The sequence below is a fragment of the Pseudoalteromonas sp. P1-30 genome (assembly GCF_001400005.1).
Classification (GTDB): Bacteria; Pseudomonadota; Gammaproteobacteria; order Enterobacterales; family Alteromonadaceae; genus Pseudoalteromonas; species Pseudoalteromonas atlantica.
Genome location: NZ_LKBC01000001.1, coordinates 589,603 through 609,644, shown reverse-complemented (window position 1 = coordinate 609,644; position 20,042 = coordinate 589,603). Strand labels below are relative to the sequence as shown.

Sequence of the window (20,042 nt, the reverse complement as noted above, 5' to 3'; positions counted from 1 at the left end):
GCCCTTTTTCACTTTGTATAAACGAAAACCTTGAAAAGTTCAGACGATTTTTCATGTAGCTTTAATAAGTCTTTTCGATATTTGTCTGCTTCTGGCGTATGAATATTCCCTTCTTTTTCAAGGTTAAACTCTGTAAATTTTCTAACTAATTTATCTATTTTATCTTCTACTAGATGCCACTTTTCTGCTGCTTCTATTTCTTTATGTAACATTATCTAATCCTTTAATCATGTGAGAGTTAATTTTAGTTGGTTTAAGGTATTATACAAAAAACAATCTGTCTTTTTTGACAGTTTATTTAACCCTCTGAATTTAATATAAAATATTTATTGAGTACATACTGTAATTTATGAGTTGCCAATTTCAGTTATCATATTACTAATTTTATAATAAATTAAAGTTTAGTATTTAATCTCTTATCAAATGCCTCAGCCAACTTTTCAGTTTCACTAAAAACGGTATTCCAATATTTAATACGAGTGTCTGCATCAAGATCGGTAAAGTCGTTTCTGTCTGGAATTTTTCCGTAAGGTAAGCCGGCTATAAATTCTTTTGATGGGGTGATCATCACAACGTTATCGTAATTTTGTGGGGCCACTTTACGTTTTAAATTTTTATCAAACCACCCTGCTTTTGGCTCGCTATTAAAATGCGGATATAAAATTAAGCCTGGGTTATTAATTTTTAAATCAAAGTGGTAGTCAATTATTCCCCCATCGCGATAAATACCGGGTGGCGAGCCTGCAATATTTTTTATGCCTTGCATAACAAGGGGTATAGAGCCTGATGCAAGTAAGGCATCTTTTAAATTTGTTTGGCTAAGTGGTATGTTTTGCGTTTTAAAATTATAACTGTCGGTTATTGATAAATTGCTGTTTGGCGCCCCAAAAATAAATCGCTCGTACTGCGAGCCTAATAATTTTCGGTTAACCCGATTAAGCATATAGCTTTTTGATAAACCTAAAAGCTGTATTAATTTATTTTCACTCGCAATAAAGCCATTCGATCTTGCCACTATAAAATGCGCTTTAAAAATAGGATTATTTAAAATTTCGGTTACGCCATGCTCCCCAAATACATCATCTAATAATGCGCGGGCTTTTAGTGTAATTTCAGCAGGTGTTGGTTTATTACTAGAATAGCGCGTTTGCGAATACGATTTTGCTAAACGCTCAATGGCAGCAACGGGGTCGTTTTGTGCAAAACAGGCTGATCGAAATGCGCCAGCTGATGAACCAATTAAGTTAAGTGGTTGAGTTCGGTTTTTAAAAAACTCACCAAAAATATATTTGTCTAAGCCAAATAATGTAAACCATTTAGGCCCGCCACTTGCCCCTAAAAAAGAGGTAAATAACTCCGGTTTAAAGCCCTGCTCGTTAATAATTTTTGCTGCTGTTTTACCTGCGTGAATGTCGATCATTAAATCAGTTTACCTTGTTATTCTTATATTTTAGTGCTGTTCACACAATCTAAATTTGAATAATTATGCAAAATCAAAAAGCGGTTTTATGTTGTCATAAAACCGCTTTTTATCGTTAAAATTGCTTAAAATACGGGAATCAATCCCAAATGCCGCTTTCGCATTTACCCTGTACTTTTACATCTTTTACTTTAAATTCGGGCTCTATGCCTTTTTCTCGTTGTGTGTTGTAGTCGCGATTAACAGACAAAATAGTCGGCGTGAGCAATATAATAGCGATTACGTTAACCACTGTCATTAACCCTAATGCTATATCGGCTAAATCCCACACTTCTTTTAGAGATGCCGACGCGCCCCACAGCATCATTGATAAATAAAGTAATGTATAAATTGTGCGCCCTACTTTGTTATCGAGCTTAAATAAATGCAGGTTACTTTCGGCGTAAGCATAGTTTGCTACTACCGAGGTAAATGCAAATAAGGTAATTGCTGCTGCAACAAAATACACACCGCCTTGTGCTAAATGCGCGGTCATGGCGCTTTGGGTTAAACGTATGCCTTCCATTTCGCCGCTTATATCTACATCGGCTAATAAAATAACTACCGCGGTACAGCTACAAAGCACAATTGTATCGAAAAACACGCCAAGCATTTGTATATACCCTTGTGTAACTGGATGATTAGGCATTGGGCTAGCGCTTGCTGCAGCATGCGGCACACTACCTGCGCCGGCTTCGTTAGAATATAATCCGCGTTGTATACCGTTTTTAATGGCTGCGCCCATTGCTCCTGCGCCGGCTTCTTGTAAACCAAAAGCAGATAGAAACACATCTTTAAGCATGGCAGGCACTTGCGGAAAATTCATAATCGTAATAATAACCGCCGCGGCTACAAATAATATGCCCATTAATGGCACTACTCGCTCAGCAAAGCGGGCAATAGCTTTAAAGCCACCTAATATAATTGAGCCTGCTAATACGGTAATAACTAACCCAGAATAAAAGGTAGGTACTTGAAAAGCATAGTTAAGGGCGTCGGTTATGGTATTGGTTTGCATGGCACTAAAGGTAAAGCCATAACCTAAAAATAAACACGCGGCAAACACAATAGCAAAGGCACGGCTGCCCAAACCTTGTTGAATATAATAGGCGGGGCCGCCTCTAAATTCGCCACTACTATCGCGTACTTTATACACTTGCCCTAATACACTTTCGGCAAAGCCGGTTGCCATGCCGAGTATGGCTATAACCCACATCCAAAATATGGCGCCGCTTCCGCCTAGTGAAATTGCAACAGCGACCCCAGCTAAGTTACCTGTACCTACACGGGCACACAAGCCAGTACACAATGCTTGAAATGATGAAATGTCGTCTTTTTTACACTTGCTACTGCCTTTTAACAGGCTAAACATGTGTTTAAATTTTACTATTTGAATTGCTTTTAAACGTACCGAAAACCAAATACCTGCAAACAGTAGTATGTAGATTAGTATTTGGCCTTCTCCCCATAATAGGCCATTTACACTTTTTACTACGGTATCGAACATGGGCTAATCCTTTTGTATTTATTATGTTTTTACTCAGCGCGTAGTTGAGTAATTGGCATTTAATAATGCATGTTAGCCATAGATTAAGGCAGCTAAGCTGCCTTAGGATGTTGACTTAGTGGTAGGTTATTTACTTTGCAGGTGTATGCCAGCAATCATGCATCTAACCGAACCTCCCGCCGACTCTATGGTTGGTATAGGTAACGGAACAAGTTTAGCTGTTTTTTGTATTGCTGCTTTTTGCTCGGTTGTAAGTGCATTAAACGCCGTTTGTGAGAGTGCTAAAATACGACCATTTGTACCTTGTAACTCTATTGCGTTGCCGCAAAAGCTACTTATTTGCTCATTAGATAAGTTTATTACTTCTAAATGGCTTTGTATAAAATGGCTAGTTAATTGTTTGTGCTGACTATTTGGCACCATATTTAAGCTGATCATGGCAAACTCTGTGGCTACACACATTAATACATTAGTATGATAAACCGCAGTGCCCTGCTCATCGTAGGCGTTAAATACAACAGGTTTTAGCTTTAATTGCTCGCACACTGTATTAACCACGGTTTTAGTAGTGCGCTTAGATTCTACTGCATAAGCAAGCTTATGGGGGTGGTCAATAACAAGCGATCCTGTGCCTTCTAAAAATGCATTTTCTTTCGATAAAAATGAATAATCAGTCACAGACAACACTTTATAGTGATTAGTCAAAAAATCAATAATATCTTTTCGATATTCTAACCTTCTGTTTTCTGCGTACATTGGGTACATAACTAGCTCGCCACTTTGATGAGTAGAAAACCAATTATTTGGAAACACAGAATCGGGCGTGTGTGTATGTTCGTCTTCAAAAAGATGAACCGTTACACCCTCGTTTTGTAATAATTTAACCGCATTAGTGACTTCGTCAAAGGCAAGCTGACTCTGGTTTTGTGAGTTGCAGGTACTTTGAAACGTGTTGTCTAACATGGTTTGTGGGTTAGATGTAAAGTGATGCGGGCGCACCATCACCACCGCTGTCGGTGCTTGCTTTATGTGGCTCATGCGACTTGCTCTTGCTTAGGTGTTTTTGATGGTTGTGTACTATTAAGTACCGAAAATAAATTACGCGGATCAGCTTGTTGTGTAATTAAATCAAGTAGTTCAAACTCACCCGCAGCCACCAGCGCGTCTTTAATATACACCAGCGCGGTAAAGTCTTCGCTTGCAAAGCCTACCCCATCAAAAATAGTAAGCTCGTCGTTACTTGTACGCCCAGGTGTTTGTTTATTAATTACTTTATGAAACTCTGTTACGGCAAAGGTTTCGCTCATTTGCTGTATTTCGCCCTCTATTCTGGTTTGCGGTTCGTACTCTACAAACACATTTGCGCGCGTTAATAATTGTGAATCAAGCTCTGTTTTACCAGGGCAATCCCCACCAATGGCATTTAAATGCACGCCCTGGGGGATCATATCGCTGGTTAAAATAGTGGCATTTTTTTTATCGGCTGTGCAGGTGGTAATAATGTGCGCGCCTTGTACGGCATCTTCTGCGCTATTGCATAGAGTTACATTTAAGCCGTAGCCACTTAAGTTGTTGTAGGCTTTTTGTGAGGCGTTTTTATCAATATCGTATAAACGAATGTGAGTAATGCCTAATACAGCTTTAAAAGCTAATGCCTGAAACTCAGACTGTGCACCATTACCAATTAATGTAAGTGTTGTTGAGTGCTTAGGCGCTAAATATTTTGCTACAAGCGCCGATGTAGCCGCTGTGCGTAAGGCTGTTAGTAAGCACATTTCGCTGATCATAACCGGATAGCCGCTATCAACATCCGACAAAATACCAAACGCGGCCACGGTTTGAAGTTCCTTAAAGGTGTTTTTTGGATGACCATTTACATATTTACAGCTAAACATTTTACCGTCGCTTACGGGCATAAGCTCTATTACGCCATCAGGAGAGTGCGCTGCATAACGTGGCGATTTATCAAATTCGTCCCAGCGAGCAAAGTCGTGTTCTAATCTTTGGGTAAGCTCAAGCAATACGTTTTCTATTCCGACTTTATTTATAAGTTTGGCCATTGCCTGTACGCTAACAAATGGAACACCTTGTTTAGGTTGTGCGATAAAATGACTCATAAATACCTCTTTAATGACTAAATAAATTAATTGAAATAAGTTTATAGGCCAGAGGTGTTACTTAAAATGCCAAAAGTTTATACAAATAATAGTATTTTTTATCAAATTGCTATGCAATAAAGTACAAATTTAGTAATTTGTAATAAACACATAACCCAAGGCGTTTTATGACCCCTTACATTTACGACTCATTAGATAACGCATTAATAGCCGAATTACGAAAAGATGGCCGCGCTTCTATTTCAGCCCTAGCCGATGTTTTAAAGGTGTCGCGCGGGACAGTGCAAAACCGCTTAGACCGTTTAGTCTCATCGGGCGCTATATTAGGCTTTACGGTGCGTGTACACGAACACATAGAAACCGAAGCTGTAAGAGCAATAATGATGGTGGAAGTGGTGGGTAAATCTACATCGCAGGTAATTAAAACCATGCGCGGCATACCAGAGCTAACAAAGTTACATACAACCAATGGCGCTTGGGATTTAGTGGCCGAAATACAGGCGGCAAATTTAGGTGAGTTTGATGGCGTACTCAGGCAAGTACGCGAAATAGAAGGCATTTTAAATAGCGAAACCAGTATATTATTGTCTTCTACTTAGGTTTAATTAACGCCATGTTTTACTTAAAGTATGTTAGGCAATACTCGGGTTCTGTATTAGGTATTGGAGTAGGCAATGAATAAGCTTTCTATTCGGTATTATTCGCAAGATATAAAGCGCCACCAGCACAATTACCATCAACTCGTTTTACCCCTACACGGGGAAATTTTTATAACGTTAAATAATGACTTTAAAACAACGGTGAGTACGGGCAGTTGTATCGTTATAGAGAAAAACGTAGTGCATGCCTTTACGGCCGATGAAGCCGCGCGTTTTATTGTGGCAGATTTAGACGCGCTCCCTGAAAACCTTATTAACCTTTTATGCCCTAAAATCTCAATAGATAGCCGTTTATTAAGTTACTTACAGTTTATAGAGCAGCAACTGCTCGTTGTTAGCGGTGAAAAGCTTACTAATTCAACTTTTGATTTATTTTACTTATTACTTTGTGAGCAAAGCAGCCACAGTAATATTGATAAGCGAATAGATAATGTAATAACCACTGTTAAGCAAAATTTAGCCTACCCCTACACGTTAAAAGAGCTGGCCGATATAGCCTGTTTAAGCGTTACACAATTTAAAACTGTGTTTAAAAAAAGTACCACTATGAGTGCGCTGCAATATTTAACTATGTTGCGAATGCAGCACGCGCGCGCCCTTTTAACCCATTCAGACTTACCGATTGCTTTAGTAGGCGAGCGCATTGGTTATAACGATGCCTCTGCGTTTAGCCGCCGGTTTAATTTATATTTTGGACAGCCACCGAAGGCGTTTGCAAAGCAGTAATACAGATAACCTAAACACGAGATAATAAAGCAAGCTCAGGCAGAGCGTAGGTTAAATAGCGTCAGAGCAAACAATAACACCGTCTTTTTAGCATATTTTTAAAAACCTATATTGATACACTCAGTACCTAGTATTTACGGAGGGTAATTAATGGCAACACACATAGGGTTTTTAGCAATATTTTCGTGGGGGCTTTTAGCATTACTGGGTAATTTAACCAAAGCACTCCCGGCTTTTCAGTTACTTTTTATGTGCTTTGCACTTTCTTTTATTATTTTATTAGTAAAACGTTTTGCTACAAAACAGTCATTATTAACCCCTCCAAAGCTTTCTAAAAAACAAATTGTAATAGGTGTTACCGGCTTATTTGGTTTTCACTTTTGTTATTTTATGGCTTTAAAATACGGCCCTTTAATAGAGGTAAGCTTAATTGTGTACCTTTGGCCATTATTACTGGGTGTATTTGTGGCTACCCCTGGGTCTAAATTTAAAGCAATATTAGGCGGATTATTGGGGTTTTTAGGCACGCTTAGTTTAATTACCGATGGCAGTGGGTTATCTATCAATAGTGAGTATTACTTAGGGTATTTTTTTGCAGGATGCTGCGCAGTACTGTGGTCTAGTTATTCTTATTTAATGTCGCAATTTAATAGCCAAGTAGATGACATAGGCTGGCTTTCGCTTATTGTGGCTGTGCTAGCCCTTTGTGCACATTTTTATTTTGAAACAACCATTATTAGTTTGTCTGTTTCACAATGGCTAGGCGCTATTTTATTAGGATTAGGCCCAGTGGGTGGTGCATTTTATTTATGGGATCATGGTTTAAAATTTGGTAACCGATCGCTATTAGCTTCGTTAAGTTTTTTAACGCCAGTGCTTTCTACTTTTATTTTAATACTCGCCTCGCAGGCTCCTTTTAGTTGGTCAGTATTTATTGCTTTAGCGCTTATTTTATTAGGCGCGGTAATTAGCAATAAAAAGCCATCTATAAATTTAAAAAAAGCAGAGCTTTAATTTTGCCACGGCACTTTACTAACGCTTAAACTTAAGGGGTAATTTAAATTTAAGCGTTAATACACAGCTACATAGCGTAGCTGTGTGCGTAATCTACTATACGTGCGTTTTGGTTTTTTAAATAAGCGCGGCCTGCTTTTACACCTAGCTTATGATCAAAGCGTAAATCGTCGTTTGAGCTACCTAATAATTTACTGTGCAGCTTTTCGTCTGCAAAAATTTGTATAATTTCTACATCACTAGGCGGGTTGGCAATAAACGTTAGCTCGTCTAGGTATGCTTGCTCGTGTTGAATCAAGTAATCAAGTGTTTTTGGGCAGTAGCCTGATGCACATGCAAATGTTCTAAGCTTTTGAACCCATGCAGTTTGCGCCTGAAAATGCTCATCAACGGTTCTTATTACTACTATTTTTCGTGCGCCACGCTTATAAGCTTCGCGTACAGGCAGTGGCGCAGCTAAGCCGCCATCTAAATAAAAATCTTCACTCGATTGCTCTGCAGCTAAATGTGCTTCGTTTGCCGCTTTTGTACCTAACCAAGGAGTAAGTTTAACGCCTTGTTTATACAAAAAAGGTAACGCGCTCGATGCTTTTAACAAATCTCGCCATTGCTTACCCTCGCCTGTAGGTGAAAGGTAATAGGCTTTTCTGTCGCGTGCATTGGTTGCCGTTATAAGCAGCTCTCGCTCGCCTAAGCTGGTTTTTGCTGTTTTAAAATCAAGGGCTCTGTTTACTTCGGTGGTTTTTTCAAAGTACCAGTCTAAATCAACAATGTGCTTGCCCATTAAACCACGCCCTAGTTGAAAAAAGCGTTTGTTACGAGAAAGCCCTCTAATTAAGCGTTTAGCGTAACCTTTTTGGCGCGCTAAATAGCTTGTTAAATTTTGCGATCCGGCAGAGGTGCCAATAAATAAATCAAATGGGTCGTAGTTTTGCTCTAACCATGCATCTAATACACCGGCTGTGAATATCCCTCGTTGTCCGCCACCTTCAGCTATCAGAGCAACTTTTGGCTGCGCTGTATGAGTAACTGAATTAGCCGATGCGGTTGTTAGAGCGTTCACGGTGTACCTTCCTTTAATTTAATGATGTTTGGTTAATAACTACATTGTAAAAAATAAAAGTGATGTCTTAAAATTGATTGTTTAAATCAGTTTGATTGAAAAAACAGAACGATAAATAATGCAAAATGGGCCTTATCCTTGGCAACCTAAATATGTTTAATTATCGAAATTGTTTGTTCAGACATCACTTAAAGTTAATAAGTTTGTATTCACTTTTAATGATGTCTACATAGTAGCAAGGCTTGTGTGTACGCTTGCTTAACTAAACACTTCCTTTTTTAATTAATGCTTTATTTCCATTAAAATTTCTAGGGCTCGGTGGCGTTTTTCGCTGTCGTAAACATCGTTGGTAAATATAAACTCATCCACTTCTAGCTCTTTCGCTATCATTTGTAATTTATGTTTTATACTCACATGCCCGCCAACAACGCTTAAGCTTAAAAAGTTTTCTACGTGGGCGCGCTCTTGCTCACTCCATAAACCTTCCATACTCTCTACCGGTGGCTTTAGCCACAGCTCTTTGCCGCGTATTAATTCAAGCACGCGTTGCTTTGAGGTGGTAGAAAGGTACTGCGCTTCTTCATCGGTTTCTGCTGCCACCAGCGGTAAGGCAAGCATTACATAGGGTTTATCGAGTACATTTGAGGCTTTAAATTCTCGCTTATATAGTGCGATGGCATCGTGTACAAAACGTGGTGCAAAGTGCCCTGCAAATACATAAGGCAACCCTTTTTGCGCGGCCAATTGGGCGCTAAACAAACTTGAGCCTAATAACCAAAGCGGTACGTTTGTGTCCTCCCCCGGAATAGCACGTATAGGGTGTGTGCCATTGTATGGGCCTAATAATGTTTGTAGCTCTGTTACCTCCCTCGGGAAGTTTTCTGCGCGGCTCATATCATTATTTAGTGCACGGCTAGTTACTGGATCACTACCAGGGGCGCGGCCAAGGCCTAAATCTATTCGTCCAGGGTATAAACTCTCTAACGTACCAAATTGCTCAGCCACAACTAAGGGAGAATGATTCGGCAGCATTATTCCGCCAGAGCCAACCCGTATACGCTGAGTTTTACCTGCAATGTGACCTACTAATATTGAAGTAGCAGCACAAATTATACCGGGCATATTGTGATGCTCGGCCAGCCAAAAGCGATTAAACCCTAATTGGTCGGCACGCTGGGCGTATTTAGTGGTTTTATTGAGCGTATGAGAAACGCTGTCCCCTTTGATCATGGGGGCAAGCTCTAATAACGAAAAGGGAATGGAAGATAACAAAATAGCAGCTCCTTAAAATGCATGCTAACAATGGGCTTCATCATCAGCATAAAACACTTAAATGGGTCTGCTATTTATTCAATTCAAGTTAGGTAACGGATAAAAGCAAAATAGCGTTAGGCTGTTTTGCTCTAAGGTATTTATGCAAGCTCAGGGCTTTGCTGACGCTCTTTTTTATAACCCTCTGAGTCTACGCCTTTTTTCCAATAACCAGAGGAAACTATATTACTACGCGGTATATTACAATCCTGGGTAAGTAAGGTTTTTGCTTTGCGTACTAACCCTGCCTCTAATGCCATAAATACAATAGGTGGCTCGTTTGTGTGTGGCAAATTGTTAAGCGCGCTGAGCATATCGGTATCTGGGGTATCTGTAATTAACCAATTAACATCGCGCTGCGTTTGTAAATCAATAATGTCTTGCTCTGTAGGGGCATGCACAAACGCGTCAATTTTTGCGCTGGCGGGTAACTGCTGCATGTACCCTTTTAGTGCATTAACTGAGGTTAAATCGCCTAGCAATACATAATGCGGATGCTGGTAATTATCAAGCTTTTTAGGGCCAGGGCCTGCTATGCCAACCTCGTCACCTACTTTTGCAGTTATAGCCCATTGCGTAGCCGGACCTTGGTGCATGTTTATTACAAAGTCGAGCGTTAACGCGCCCGTTGCATCATCAACGTCTCTTATTGTGTAAGAGCGCATGCACGCGGTTTTTAAATTAAAATCAACTTTGCCATTTTGGGGAATAAGCACTTTTACATAGCTGCCAATATGCGCTTGCGTTAAATCCGAAAACTCACTTGAGCCTACAACAATGCGCTGTAAATGCGGTGTTATTTGTTCAGTACTTAGTACCGTAGCTTTGCGAACTTGTTTACCCATTTAAAATCACCTCGTTTAACAAAATAGTTAACTGCTTTTTAAAGCAAGCATTGCACAACGCCCCATTGGTTGATAAAATCAACTATAACAAACTAATTGATATTGTCAACCATTAGAGAGCTTATGAACACGCTTTTATCAAATACCCTATTTGAGCTGATGCAAAATTACCGCGTAACAATACGTGAGGCTATTAACGCAGGCGACCTGGGTATTAATGCTATGCACGTGCGTTGTATACACATTATTGCCAGTACATCTAACTGTACCGCTAACGACATTGTGACTAAAACACAGCGCGACAAAGCCCAAATTGCCCGCTTAATTAAAGATCTTATTGCCTTAAACCTTATTAATAAGCAAGCAAGTGAGCACGACAAACGTTGCTTTATTTTGTCGCTCACCGAGCAAGGCAATACATTATTTGATAAGTTATTAGCCTCTGAGCAGCAAATAAATGATCAAATGTGTAAAAACTTAAACCCGCAGCAAATCAAAGACTTTTTAGATACCGCGCAACAAATGATCAAAAACATGGCGTGATCTGTCTTTCATTTCTTGGCATAACTTACACAAAACGCATATACTGTACACTTATACAGTATGTGCGTTTTAGGTTGTGTTATGTTTGTTATTCCCGTTTATATAGAAGCCGGTGTGTGTGGGTTTGAATCGCCCGCGGCGCAATACGCCGAGCTCGGTGTTTCTCTTGATGAGCTATTAATAAAGCACCCCGACGCCACCTTTATTGGTATTGCCTCGGGTAATTCCATGCAAGAGGTGGGGATTTTTGAAGGCGACTTACTGCTTGTAGACCGTGCTGAGCAAGCCGATAACGGCGATGTTATTGTTGCTAACTTAAATGGCTTATTTGTGTGTAAGCTATTAGATAAAACCAATGCGCGGTTACTCTCGGCATCGCCTTTACATAAGCCGGTACAACTAACCTCAGCTGATGAGTTTCAGTTAGAGGGAGTGGTTACACTATCGATTAGAATGCACCGCCCAAGCCCTGAGCTATTAAAATGTACGCCTTAGTCGATGCCGTTGCATTTTATGCCAGTGCCGAAAAAGTGTTCGACCCCGCTATTCGCTCTAAACCTGTGGTGGTTTTAACTAATAACGATGGCTGCGTATGTGCAGTATGCCCGATAGCTCGGCGCTTAAACATTCCTAAGTTTGGCCCTTACTTTAAAGTTAAGCACCTGCTTGAGCAACACAAGGTGGTTGTACGTTCGAGTAACTATGAGTTGTACGCCGATTTAAGCGCCAAAATGATGAACGTAATTGGCCGCTTTTGCGACACACAATACATATACAGTATTGATGAGTCGTTTTTGCACTTTAATGGCTACACACCCCTTATACAAAACTGGCACGAGTACGGGCATACAATAAGGCGCACCGTTTGGCGCGAAACTAAACTCCCTGTAGGTGTTGGTTTTGGCCCAACCCCTACTTTGGCAAAAGCCGCTAACCATGCAGCTAAAAAGCTAAGCGGGTTTGATGGGGTGGCCGTTATAAATAACGAGCAAAGCCGCCAAACAATTTTACAAAGAATGAGCTGCGCCGATGTATGGGGCATAGGTAAGCGCCTAGCTAAAAAGCTTAATATAATGAACATACATACCGCGTGGGATCTGGCACAGCAAAACCCTAAAACCATGCGCCGCGCGTTTAGTGTGGTGGTAGAGCGTACCGTAAGTGAGCTAAATGGTATTGCGTGCTTAACATGGGACGATGTACGCCAAGATAAGCGAGAAATATATTCTACTCGCAGCTTTGGTGAGCGGATCAGTGAGCCTACTGCACTTAAAACCGCCCTTATTAACCACGTAACCACGGTTGCCAGTAAACTACGAGGGCAGCGCTCATTAGCAAAACAGCTTTATATATTTGCCACCACTGGCAAACACGAAGACCGCTATTGTAAAAAGTCGTTTATATATAAATTTGCCACCCCCACTAACGATACCTGCGTAATGGCCAATGCAGTATCAGAAGTATTTACTCATATTTACCAGCCAGGTGTACGGTTTTATAAATGTGGTGTAGGCGCTTTAGAGCTTACCTCGGTGCAGTATCAGCAAACTGATTTATTTAGCCAAAGTGCCGATAACCCTAAATTAATGCAGTGTCTTGATACAATAAACAACCGCTACGGAAAAGGCATACTCACCCTAGCCAGCAGCAAACTAAATCAAGGCTGGCATATGAACAGAGATTACTTATCGCCCCAATACACAACGCGCTGGCACGATATACCGCAAATTCATTGTAAGTAAGTTAATCAACCTGCCTTGTAAATGTGCACTCTACTGCGGGGGTATTCTGCGTATATTTGAGCGTTGTAACACTGGTAAACTTAATGCTTTGTCTGATAGTTTTTTCGTTATTGGGGTCAATACAGCGGCTCATTTTTAAGCTGTTATCAACACCATCACTTTTGTATTTATACGAGCTAGTTACAAAACAAAAATTTGGCTTTTTAGTTGTACGGGTGCCGTTGTGTAAACTTTCAAACGCAATATGCTCGCCTAATTTAAAACCCGCGTCTGGGTAAACTGGGTTAATTAAACTCAACTGACTATCCACACACAGTGGGGAGTTAGCAGTTACCACCTGGTAATCGCCAAGCATTGTTTTTAATAACGGTATAAAACGGCTTTTATTACTCGGCGTAACAGTTTTAGCAAAAAGTACATTACTTAGAAATAAACAGCTCATACATAATAAAATTTTACGATAACTCATTAAAATTCCAACTCATTACTAATAAAAATAGCATAACACACTCAACTCTATACTTACTTAAAATACATTTGGTTCATAAAAGAAAAAGCCCCTTGAATACATCAAGGGGCTTTTATCAATATAAAAATATATTTATTAGTAAGTGTTACTTAAAGCACTGCGCTCTTGTGTACACAACAGAAAATGCTAAAAGCAGCAAAATGAAGGCTAATGAACCACCGCCACTGCCCTTTTCACTACTTGTGCCAGATGCATTAGTGACAGTCACAGCTAAACTTTGCTCAGTCTCACCTTCACCATCAGATACAATAAGCTTAAAGCCCAGCTCTGTAGTTTGCGACACACTCGGCGCTGTAAACTTAAGTGTGCTGGAGTCAACATCGCTTAGCGCCACTTCTACACCCATTGTTTGAACCCACTTAAAAGAAAGCTCTGAGGATTCTTTATCAGTTGCAGACGCTGTCACTGAAACTTCCTGACCTTCTTTAACCGAAACCGCAGATGTACTTAATTCTACACTTGGAAGCTGATTTACATGTAAAAAGCTAACGGTGTATACTTGCGTAAATTGCTCATAGCCATCTGATACCACTAACGTAATATCCGCATCAACCGTTTGCTCAAGCTCACCCACGGTAAGTACCGCTTTACCTTGAGTATCCTCAGCTGTAATAGATAACTGAGAGTGTTCAACACGCCATTCGTAAGATAACGCATCTCCATCAGGGTCAGTAGAGCCAGAAGCATCAAGCTCAATAGTAGCAAGCTCTTCTATTGTGGCCGGCATATCTACATCTAATACTGGCGCCTGATTTAGACTCTCCTGCGCTAGTTTTGCCACAACTTCAACAACCCCATTAACCTCTCCATCAAGGTCGAATGCGCTACCATCTGCGACTGCAAAGCTAAAGCAGCGTGAACACACTTGCTCATATACATTACCTGATAATACAGTGGCCGACTGCCAACCAGCAGCGGTTAGTACTCTTACTTGCATGTCTGAGCTTAAAATTGCATTTACATACTCAGGTAGTGCAATTTCTGCGGTGCTTGATGAATTAGATAACGTAACACGAAGGTTAATTACATCACTTTTAGCTTGGAAGTGAGGTTCTATTATATCTAAATCTGAGAAATAAGTGCTTAGTGCTTGTTCAGAAATAGACATATCAGCAATATAACCCGCTGCTAGAGCCTCTTTAATGCTACCTACAGCTAAGTGATTAAACTCATCAATACTGTGAGCACTATCACCTGAAGCTAAGATAGCTGTATTAGTAGTAGAAGTGCTATCTAGGTAATCAGCAATACCATCTTTATCACTATCACCTACTCCCTCTTCAATATCAGGTATACCGTCGCCATCAGTATCTAGCTCAGGGTCATCAAATATAACGCTATCAACAATACGTAAACTAGTTTGCTTAGTTGCTAGTAGTTCATCACCTTGTTTTACACGTAAAGTTAAATCTATATTATTGGTTTGCTCAGAAAGATTAGCGCTAAATGAAACATCCCACTGTGAATCAGCTGTTTTATAAATGTAAAAATCAACACCTGCGGGGCCAATAAGCTCAAGTGATACATCATTACCTGTACTAGGTAAATTTACTAACTTAATGGTGGCATTAAAGTCAGGTAAAGAACGCTGAATAGTTTTATTAACTGCTTTACCATTTTGATAAAAATCAGTAATAAACTGAGCCTGTGCCGCTTCACTTAAGTACACTAGCTGGCTGTTATCATTTTTGTCTATAAACGCATTACCATTAGATAGGACACTAATACTTGCTGCGCCACCTACAAATTCTCGCTCTAACTCAAGCTTAATAGGTCCATACTGATTAGTAGTAAAATACTGGGTGCTATTATTAGCTTGTAAATGAAAGCTAGAGTAACCATATGGGTTAGCGCCGCTAATAAAAACATCTACAAGCACATTACCATTTTGATACACATACGTAGTAGGCTGAATACTGATTTCAGGGAAAATCATAGCCCTTACGTCGCCTGATACATGATTTCCAGCTTCATCAACAGCAGATACAGGAATAGATACATCGCCTGTTCTAAATACAAAGCTATCATCAATTTCCAGAAGCGTTATAGCTGAAACACTATCGTAAATAACACGACTATCTAAAAGTGCATTTTTTATAGCCGTGATCGTGCTGCCATAAACACTAAAAGTATACGGTTGGATAATCGGGGCAGTTGTATCAACAAGTGTGACTGTTTGTATAGCCGATGTTTCGTTACCAACATTATCTCGTGCAATCCATGTAATCTGGTGCTCACCAAGGGGTAAGTAAGACCCTGAGCTTGTGTATACTTGAGGCTCTAAATGGCCGTTATCCCTTGCCTCTGGAGTATATAGACGGGTGAAATTAGTATTTTGTGAAGTCGCTTCAAGCGTAATCGGCTCAAGACTCGATATAAACTCAGGCGGACTATTTTCACCGCGGCTTGCATCATCTGGGTGGCTATCTTCACTGTCTTGAACACCATCACCATCTGAATCTGAGCTAAGCGGATTACCCGAAAGTTGATACTCTTGTAAATTAGTCAAACCATCATAGTCGGCGTCATAATTAGCGTCGTAGGGTTCTAAAGCATTTAGCCCATATTCAACTTCCCAAAAATCAGGAATACCGTCCGAATCATAGTCGCTGGTGAGGTCTATATCTGCAGACCAGGTAATGTTATCAACTGATAACGGTTGCTGCTGAAGGTATAAGTCCTCATATTTAACTTTAATAATGTTAAAACCATCATCTACCGGTAACAATAAACGAGACTGGCTACCACGATTTACATCTATAGGGATACCATTTAAGCTTATTTGCAGCGCTGGAGAGTCATAAACCAAATAGTCTAAGTTAATAAAACCGGCTTCAAATAACCCCGCAATGGCAAACCCCCCAACCTTGCTAGTAGGCGTTAATGCTAAGCTAAGGCTTGCATCGCCCAAAGTAGACCAACTTGTATTAGCTTGCCAACCCCAAGAGTTAACAGCAAGTTCGGTAAACTTAGTCGGAAGAAGGCCATCTTCAAAGCTTTCATTTAATTGCGTAAAAGATTGCACTAATGATGAAGCATCGTTAGCTAGACTCTGAGAGTAAAACTCCTGAATATTTGTATAACCATCTTCATCGTAATCTAAATTAGCATCTGCAGCATCTAAAGGTAAAAGATCATTACTTACCTCATAGCCATCACTTAGTTCATCACCATCTGTATCTGCTGAGGTTGGATTTGTTCCTAGGTTAAATTCTTCTAGGGCTGAAAGACCGTCAGTATCAGCATCAGAGGCAGCATCACTTGCATCAAGGCGATTTAATCCATTAACTAATTCCCAATAATCTGGCAGTTGATCGTTATCAGTATCTGTTAAATCAGTTGGAGAAAATAAAGCAAAGTTATCAAGCCATACAGTATCGGCACCGAATGAAACAGAACCGTCTTTATAATATTTAAATTCAATATTATGAAGCCCTTCGCTTAGGTTAAGCACAATAGACGTTGCTTCTGTGGTATTTGAATTACCTCGGTCATTACGCTCAAAAACGGGTTGTCCATCAATAGTAATACTTAAAAAATCGCAGCAAGACTCTGATTCAATTTTATAATCGAATGCTAATACACTCTCTTCAAATAAACCTGTTACAGTGAAGCTACTAAACTGTGAGTGACTAATAACGCCTGAGCGAATACTTTGTATACCGTCGGTCGCAAAATCATTCGTAATAAACCAAGGAGCACTAGAACCTTCGGCTTCAACCATCCAACTAGGTAGTGCAGAGCCTTCAAAGGAGGTAGTGAGGTTTAAAGCAACAGGGAAAGAAGTATCTGACTGCGGATCAGTGTTTGCTAAATACTCGGTTAGATTTGAAAACCCATCATTATCTGCATCTTCTGCTGCATCAGACGAGCTGGTTAAATCTAAACTATTATTGTACTCCCAGCCATCAGGGATAGTATCGCCATCTGTATCAGGGTTATTTGGTAAACCCGCGTTTAAAAACTCTAAAAGGTTAGATAAGCCATCCGCGTCAGCATCAAGTGATGCATCTTCACTATTATTTATATCAAGACCATGCTGTAATTCCCAAGAATCAGACATACCGTCATTATCAGCATCAGGAAAATTAGGCCCTATATATAAATTATCTATATATACAGCATCTGCAGGAGTAGAAACGGACATATCTTTAGAATAAGTAAACTTAACAGTATTTAGCCCAGCAGGAACTTGGAAAGACGCCGCTTTCCACTGGCTTATGCCTGACTCATCTAAAACAACTGAACCATTAATATAAACAGTAAAATAGTCATAACCAACTTCTGTGTCTAATGCGTAGTTAAAGTTTACATAGCCTTGCTCGCTATTTAAAAAGCTAAACTCAACACTGGTTGATTGGTTGTCTGTAATGTCGTTATTAGTCAACACAAAGCCAGAATCTTCATTAATTTGAGTTGTTACCCAAGGCGTTTGTAAATTTGACGAAATAAGCAAATCTGGAACAGCTGCATCATCGAAGTCAAAGGTTGTTTCAGGAAAAACGACCGGCTCAGAGCTTGCGTCTGAAGGGTCACTGTTACCAAAAAACTCGATTACATTACTCCATGTGTCTGAGTCTAAATCAAGTTGAGCATCATCTGCATTTAATGGGTTTAATGAAAACGAAACTTCCCAGCCATCAGGCATGCGGTCAAAGTCAGAGTCTGCATTGTTAGGTTCCGTAAGGTATACATTAACTTCATCATAATCTGATAGATCATCTGAGTCGGTATCCGTTGCATTAGGGAAAGTATTCGCTAAGTATTCTTCAAGGTTTGTTAAACCATCTTGGTCTAAATCAAGTCCAGCGTCATCAGCATTACTAGGATCTAATCCGTAAAACAGCTCCCAGTTATCATCCATTAAATCGGCATCGGCATCTATAAACTGAATGTTATCGCAAGTAACGCCTACTTCATTAAATGCTGCAATGACATCGTTAGCTTCATACCTTAAATCAATAGCAGAATTTATAGCACCACAGCCTCCATCAATAAAATCACTAGAGTTAACCCAATAGTTTTGATTTGCAAAAAGCATTATCTCGAACGCTTTTTTAGGGTCCCAACCATCAGTGTTCGAAAGTAGGAAGAAAGCACGATTAAAAACACCACTACTAAAGTGAACATCCATACCTGAGTAATATTCACTTGCGTGATCAATCGAAAGCCCATCTAGTGATGGCGTTTCAAAATAACGAAGTGCGGGGCTAGTTTTTGAAATATCAGCGCCAGATAACCAATCAGTCTCTGCGCGTAAAAAATACTCGGCTGTTTCACCCGCCATATCAGAAAAAGATTCGTTTATACCACCAGATTGTTCTGCATAAATTAAATTAGAGTTTTGACTAGTAAAACCATGGCTTACCTCATGAGATACGATATCAAGTGAAACCAACGGGTAAAACCTATCAGCGCCATCGCCAAAGGTCATGGCCTGACCATTCCACGTTGCATTTTCCCAGTTATCACCACTGTGAACACGCATCAACAGTTGAAAAGTAAGCGGAGCCGTGTTGTACCACTGTTGATACATATCAAATACCGCAGTACCAAATGCATGGGCATCATTTAGTGGGGAGTAAGCGCCATTTACTTCTTTGTAGGTATTCCTATCACAGGCAAAAGAGTAAGCTTCACTTGGCTCAAAACCCGACTCCATGGTGACAGTTTTAACTTTCTCGTTTTCTAAAAAACACATCTCACCACGCTGTGTCACATCCAGTGCTTCAACGTCAGTGCCGTATTCATACTGCCCTATTTTTGTATTACCGCCAGGGCCTGTACCTTGGGCACTTTTAATATTATTCCACTGTTTAAATACACTGTAATCAGATTCGCTTACTAAACCTATTGGCTTTTTTTCAACACCATTTTCAAATACATTTAATTCAATTAAGCGAACAAAATGTGCGACTCCGTTATCAATATAAACATAACGTTGGCTGTTTAATACTTGATAAGCGGTAGATTCATCAAGTTTAGCGTTTACTAAAATAGATTTAACCGCAGAAAATTCATCAAACTGATTATTAGCCGTTTTATTTAAAGATACAGCATCGATATTTTTAGCAAAAAAACCACTTATGTGTTGATTGCTAGATTGCACTCGTATTTGCTGCCCCCAAATAGGCACGCCTGCAAAAAACTGCTGCATCTTTTTAGCTGATGACCGAGTTTGTTTTGCATTTAAGGCTTGAGGCGTATCTAACTCAATAAAGTAAGAATGGGTGGATGCCTGATTAGTTAAACCTACGCTTTGATTTAAAAGTAAGTTAACTTCTGATAAAGATGATTTGTTTACTCGTTGCGAAACCGCCGCGTGTGCACTTAGCGAATTTAAAAAGCAAAACGCTATCAATCCTGATGAGAGTGTTTTATACATAACATTCCTATGTCGTATATTGTTATTATTCAGTGTCTGTTCATTTAAAAACACATTAATGTAACATAACTATTAACATAGAGTCATTTAAAAAAGTGAATAAATAGGTACGATTGTGAACAACTGTGAAAGGAAAATTCAA

At 39.8% G+C, this 20,042-nt stretch carries 16 protein-coding genes; 6 read left to right on the top strand and 10 right to left on the bottom strand.

All coding sequences use genetic code 11. The features are described 5' to 3' along the window. Positions 1-8 precede the first annotated feature (8 nt). From AN395_RS02685 to AN395_RS02665, 5 genes are all read right to left on the bottom strand, one after another. On the bottom strand, positions 9-212 hold the full coding sequence (locus AN395_RS02685; protein WP_054981977.1) for a hypothetical protein: 204 nt from the start codon (positions 210-212) through the stop codon (positions 9-11). Between the two features lie 182 nt (positions 213-394). Beyond that, entirely contained in the window at positions 395-1,420 is a 1,026-nt protein-coding gene (locus tag AN395_RS02680; protein WP_054981976.1) for a patatin-like phospholipase family protein, read from the bottom strand. A 139-nt stretch (positions 1,421-1,559) separates the two neighbouring features. Continuing rightward, entirely contained in the window at positions 1,560-2,966 is a 1,407-nt protein-coding gene (locus AN395_RS02675; protein WP_054981975.1) for a sodium:alanine symporter family protein, read from the bottom strand. A gap of 126 nt (positions 2,967-3,092) precedes the next feature. Next, positions 3,093-4,004 (bottom strand): citrulline utilization hydrolase CtlX, encoded by a 912-nt coding sequence (gene ctlX / locus AN395_RS02670; RefSeq protein WP_054981974.1) that lies wholly within the window; start codon positions 4,002-4,004, stop codon positions 3,093-3,095. Next, positions 4,001-5,083: an ornithine cyclodeaminase gene (locus AN395_RS02665; RefSeq protein ID WP_054981973.1), complete on the bottom strand. Its 1,083-nt coding sequence runs from the start codon at positions 5,081-5,083 to the stop codon at positions 4,001-4,003. Before AN395_RS02665 ends, ctlX begins: the two co-directional genes overlap by 4 nt. A 167-nt stretch (positions 5,084-5,250) precedes the next feature. Between AN395_RS02665 and AN395_RS02660 the strand changes: the two genes are divergently transcribed. From AN395_RS02660 to AN395_RS02650, 3 genes are all read left to right on the top strand, one after another. Next, positions 5,251-5,682, top strand: coding sequence for an Lrp/AsnC family transcriptional regulator (locus tag AN395_RS02660; protein ID WP_004586320.1), 432 nt, complete (start codon positions 5,251-5,253; stop codon positions 5,680-5,682). Between the two features lie 75 nt (positions 5,683-5,757). After that, positions 5,758-6,468, top strand: a complete 711-nt coding sequence (locus tag AN395_RS02655; RefSeq protein ID WP_054981972.1) for an AraC family transcriptional regulator — start codon at positions 5,758-5,760, stop codon at positions 6,466-6,468. Between the two features lie 150 nt (positions 6,469-6,618). Beyond that, positions 6,619-7,482 (top strand): DMT family transporter, encoded by an 864-nt coding sequence (locus tag AN395_RS02650; RefSeq protein WP_054981971.1) that lies wholly within the window; start codon positions 6,619-6,621, stop codon positions 7,480-7,482. A gap of 67 nt (positions 7,483-7,549) precedes the next feature. Here AN395_RS02650 and AN395_RS02645 read toward each other — a convergent pair whose 3' ends face one another. From AN395_RS02645 to AN395_RS02635, 3 genes are all read right to left on the bottom strand, one after another. Continuing rightward, on the bottom strand, positions 7,550-8,545 hold the full coding sequence (locus tag AN395_RS02645) for a patatin family protein (RefSeq protein ID WP_054981970.1): 996 nt from the start codon (positions 8,543-8,545) through the stop codon (positions 7,550-7,552). 282 nt (positions 8,546-8,827) lie between these two features. After that, positions 8,828-9,817 carry an LLM class flavin-dependent oxidoreductase gene (locus tag AN395_RS02640; protein WP_095206600.1) on the bottom strand — a complete coding sequence of 330 codons (990 nt, stop codon included), beginning with the start codon at positions 9,815-9,817 and terminating at the stop codon, positions 8,828-8,830. A gap of 140 nt (positions 9,818-9,957) precedes the next feature. Further along, positions 9,958-10,701: a siderophore-interacting protein gene (locus tag AN395_RS02635; RefSeq protein WP_054981968.1), complete on the bottom strand. Its 744-nt coding sequence runs from the start codon at positions 10,699-10,701 to the stop codon at positions 9,958-9,960. Between the two features lie 123 nt (positions 10,702-10,824). Here AN395_RS02635 and AN395_RS02630 point away from each other — a divergent pair, with 123 nt between their 5' ends. The 3 genes from AN395_RS02630 (at position 10,825) to AN395_RS02620 (ending at position 12,986) form a co-directional block, all read left to right on the top strand. Continuing rightward, complete coding sequence (locus tag AN395_RS02630; RefSeq protein WP_004586326.1) at positions 10,825-11,244, top strand: MarR family winged helix-turn-helix transcriptional regulator; 420 nt, start codon at positions 10,825-10,827, stop codon at positions 11,242-11,244. An 81-nt stretch (positions 11,245-11,325) separates the two neighbouring features. Next, complete coding sequence (locus AN395_RS02625; RefSeq protein WP_004586327.1) at positions 11,326-11,739, top strand: S24 family peptidase; 414 nt, start codon at positions 11,326-11,328, stop codon at positions 11,737-11,739. Continuing rightward, positions 11,727-12,986, top strand: coding sequence for a Y-family DNA polymerase (locus AN395_RS02620; RefSeq protein WP_054981967.1), 1,260 nt, complete (start codon positions 11,727-11,729; stop codon positions 12,984-12,986). Before AN395_RS02625 ends, AN395_RS02620 begins: the two co-directional genes overlap by 13 nt. Position 12,987: 1 nt before the next feature. Here AN395_RS02620 and AN395_RS02615 read toward each other — a convergent pair whose 3' ends face one another. Continuing rightward, on the bottom strand, positions 12,988-13,455 hold the full coding sequence (locus AN395_RS02615) for a hypothetical protein (RefSeq protein ID WP_054981966.1): 468 nt from the start codon (positions 13,453-13,455) through the stop codon (positions 12,988-12,990). A gap of 145 nt (positions 13,456-13,600) precedes the next feature. Beyond that, the gene (locus AN395_RS02610) at positions 13,601-19,900 is read right to left on the bottom strand and encodes a M4 family metallopeptidase (protein WP_054981965.1); all 6,300 of its coding nucleotides are present in this window, start codon (positions 19,898-19,900) and stop codon (positions 13,601-13,603) included. Positions 19,901-20,042: the final 142 nt, after the last annotated feature.

Coding starts and splice junctions, on each gene's coding strand:
- AN395_RS02685 (WP_054981977.1), bottom strand. CDS start 212: ATGTTACATAAAGAAATAGAAGCAGCAGAAAAGTGGCATCTAGTAGAA.
- AN395_RS02680 (WP_054981976.1), bottom strand. CDS start 1,420: ATGATCGACATTCACGCAGGTAAAACAGCAGCAAAAATTATTAACGAG.
- AN395_RS02675 (WP_054981975.1), bottom strand. CDS start 2,966: ATGTTCGATACCGTAGTAAAAAGTGTAAATGGCCTATTATGGGGAGAA.
- ctlX (WP_054981974.1), bottom strand. CDS start 4,004: ATGAGCCACATAAAGCAAGCACCGACAGCGGTGGTGATGGTGCGCCCG.
- AN395_RS02665 (WP_054981973.1), bottom strand. CDS start 5,083: ATGAGTCATTTTATCGCACAACCTAAACAAGGTGTTCCATTTGTTAGC.
- AN395_RS02660 (WP_004586320.1), top strand. CDS start 5,251: ATGACCCCTTACATTTACGACTCATTAGATAACGCATTAATAGCCGAA.
- AN395_RS02655 (WP_054981972.1), top strand. CDS start 5,758: ATGAATAAGCTTTCTATTCGGTATTATTCGCAAGATATAAAGCGCCAC.
- AN395_RS02650 (WP_054981971.1), top strand. CDS start 6,619: ATGGCAACACACATAGGGTTTTTAGCAATATTTTCGTGGGGGCTTTTA.
- AN395_RS02635 (WP_054981968.1), bottom strand. CDS start 10,701: ATGGGTAAACAAGTTCGCAAAGCTACGGTACTAAGTACTGAACAAATA.
- AN395_RS02630 (WP_004586326.1), top strand. CDS start 10,825: ATGAACACGCTTTTATCAAATACCCTATTTGAGCTGATGCAAAATTAC.
- AN395_RS02625 (WP_004586327.1), top strand. CDS start 11,326: ATGTTTGTTATTCCCGTTTATATAGAAGCCGGTGTGTGTGGGTTTGAA.
- AN395_RS02620 (WP_054981967.1), top strand. CDS start 11,727: ATGTACGCCTTAGTCGATGCCGTTGCATTTTATGCCAGTGCCGAAAAA.
- AN395_RS02615 (WP_054981966.1), bottom strand. CDS start 13,455: ATGAGTTATCGTAAAATTTTATTATGTATGAGCTGTTTATTTCTAAGT.
- AN395_RS02610 (WP_054981965.1), bottom strand. CDS start 19,900: ATGTATAAAACACTCTCATCAGGATTGATAGCGTTTTGCTTTTTAAAT.